Origin of the sequence: Streptococcus sp. 3613, from assembly GCF_013277375.1 — a bacterium.
In the GTDB taxonomy this organism is placed as follows: Bacteria; Bacillota; Bacilli; order Lactobacillales; family Streptococcaceae; genus Streptococcus; species Streptococcus pseudopneumoniae.
This window is the reverse complement of the sequence record NZ_VMMV01000058.1, coordinates 1-2173: the sequence shown is the minus strand read 5'-3', so window position 1 is coordinate 2173 and position 2173 is coordinate 1. Positions and strand designations below refer to the sequence as shown.

Sequence of the window (2173 nt, the reverse complement as noted above, 5' to 3'; positions counted from 1 at the left end):
TTATACCATAAGTGAAAAACGTTTACAAATAGTTATCATCACTTGTAAATAGTTGAGTTTTTACTTATTTTTCGTTAAAATCATTTACACTAATTTCCATCGTTTTTTAAATCGTATTCATCTTCGTATTCATTTTTACAATCATCTTTGCCCGTATAGTTGAGAAGGTTGCAATTTAATTCTAATAGTTTATAAATAGAAAACCGTGATTACTCACAGTCTTTTAAAAATAAAATAAAAAAACTCCATCAAAACCATTGACATTATGCAACCAAAGTTGTATAATGGATACATAAGGTTAAGGAGGAAACCTTAGACAAGGAAACTAGTAGAAAGGAACATGAAATGTTTAAGTTCAAAAAGAAACCACTCAAAGCAAAAACAAATAAGCTAGTAGTCAAAATAAACTTATTTATAATCAGCTTTGAATGGCACATCGAATTTGGATAGTGAAAAATCACTATCCACCCCTTCGGGGGTGTACTTAAATTATAACAGGAAAAACAATGAAAGTAAATCTTAAAGTTAGAAAAACCACCAAGCGTGAAAAAGTTGAATTTATTATTGGACTTCTTCTACTCCTATTTGCAGTTTGGTATTTTACGAGGTAATATATGTCAGTAGATATTGAAGCTATCCGCTGGCTTTTAGACAACGCCACAGCCTATGCTATTAGCAAAAACTGTGGCATGTCTATTCAGGCCGTGGACAAGTATAAAAATGGTGTATCGGATATTATGAATATGCGTCTAAAACACGCTATCAGCATGATAACATACGCCCAGGAACTTAAAAAGCAGTGATTTCGGTCACTGTTTTTTATTTTTAACAAAACACCGTTTTTGACAATAATACACCACGATTTCCTCTCCATATTCTTCATGTAAACGCTTTTTTGAACAATAGGATTGTGATTTTGCTTTCTAATCGTTCAAAATGCCTGTTTTTGAAAAATAAAAAAACCGCAAGCCTGAGCCTGCGGTGAAAAATTATTCTTTGTCTTTGTTTTTATTTTGATTATTCCCTGTAAACAAACCAATTAGCCCTAATGCAGTAGTTCCAGTTAAGACACTACCTGCAATTTGTTTATCTGTTGCTATTAAGTAAATTCCACCAATAATAACAACGAGGGCGATTAAAAAGCCAAATAACTGTCCCAATTTATGAGAAGCAATATTCCCTGATAAGTATTTATCTTCCATCTCTCTACGATGTTGGCTTTCTGCAATACCATTATCAATAATCTTTTGAGCAGCATCCGGATATAGCTCTTTATATCCTTTGAGAATATCTGGATGAGGTAGGTCACCTTGATAGATTTCCAACTTCTGTAAAACTACTTGACGCTGTTCATGTGGTAAGCGCTCGACTTCATCAACAATATTATTGACTTCAATCAAATCTTTATTCTCGGTATCCAAATTTCATTACCTCTTTCTGAATGCCCATCGTTGATTTCTTGTAATCACTTTTGACTTTCTTCCAGTCTGGGACTGTATCAGCTTTTACTTTCGAAATGTTCTGGTTAAAGCTAAAAACAGGCAATACAATTGCTGTCATACCAAGTAAAAAAGACTTAAAGTATTGAGGTTGTTTTGTATTTTTTAACATCCCAAATTCCTCCTACTCGCTCCATAATATTTTTTTGAATTAACTTGATTATGACATCTTTCTTTAAAAAAGTCAATGTTTCTTACTCTTTTTAACAAAAAAATCCCCACAAGGACGAGTCCTGTGGGGTAGATAAACATTTTAGAAAAGTTTTCCTTTCCTTTTATTTTTTAAAATTATTTAGTCGTAATCAAGCCGTCTGGCTCCACTGCGAACTCTGGCTTATCTGCCATTGTTCCGTCTGCATTGAGGTAGTACCATCCTGTTCCGTCTGCGGACTGGACGAAGGCGTTTGATACCATGGCACCTTCTTTACCGTCTAAGTAGTACCAAGTCTCCTTGTACTTGACCCATCCTGTCTTCATAGCGCCCTCTACGTCGAAATAATACCACTTCTCAGCGATTTTCTTCCAGCCTGTCGCCATTTCGCCTGAGTTATCAAACCAGTACCAGTTGCCGTCTGTGTGCTTCTTCCAGCGGTCTGCAAACATATAGCCTGAGCCGTCGAAGTAATACCAGGTTCCATTGACCTTCTCAAACTTGTCTTTTGGATAAGAGCCGT

At 35.3% G+C, this 2173-nt stretch carries 3 protein-coding genes and 1 pseudogene; 1 reads left to right on the top strand and 3 read right to left on the bottom strand.

The features are described from left to right. The first annotated feature begins 614 nt into the window (after window positions 1-614). Window positions 615-803, top strand: a complete 189-nt coding sequence (locus tag HT708_RS07605; protein ID WP_000109850.1) for a hypothetical protein — start codon at window positions 615-617, stop codon at window positions 801-803. A 186-nt stretch (window positions 804-989) separates the two neighbouring features. Here the strand turns inward: HT708_RS07605 and HT708_RS07600 are convergent, their stop codons facing one another. The 3 genes and pseudogenes from HT708_RS07600 to HT708_RS07590 form a co-directional block, all read right to left on the bottom strand. Then, a complete protein-coding gene (locus HT708_RS07600) occupies window positions 990-1421 on the bottom strand; it encodes a DUF2335 domain-containing protein (protein ID WP_000379281.1) in 432 nt (143 codons plus the stop codon). Next, window positions 1405-1611 carry a hypothetical protein gene (locus HT708_RS07595; RefSeq protein ID WP_000917045.1) on the bottom strand — a complete coding sequence of 69 codons (207 nt, stop codon included), beginning with the start codon at window positions 1609-1611 and terminating at the stop codon, window positions 1405-1407. The genes HT708_RS07600 and HT708_RS07595 overlap by 17 nt, the downstream gene beginning before the upstream one ends. Before the next feature lie 176 nt (window positions 1612-1787). Continuing rightward, window positions 1788-2173, bottom strand: a pseudogene (locus tag HT708_RS07590) (N-acetylmuramoyl-L-alanine amidase family protein); the annotation flags it as partial.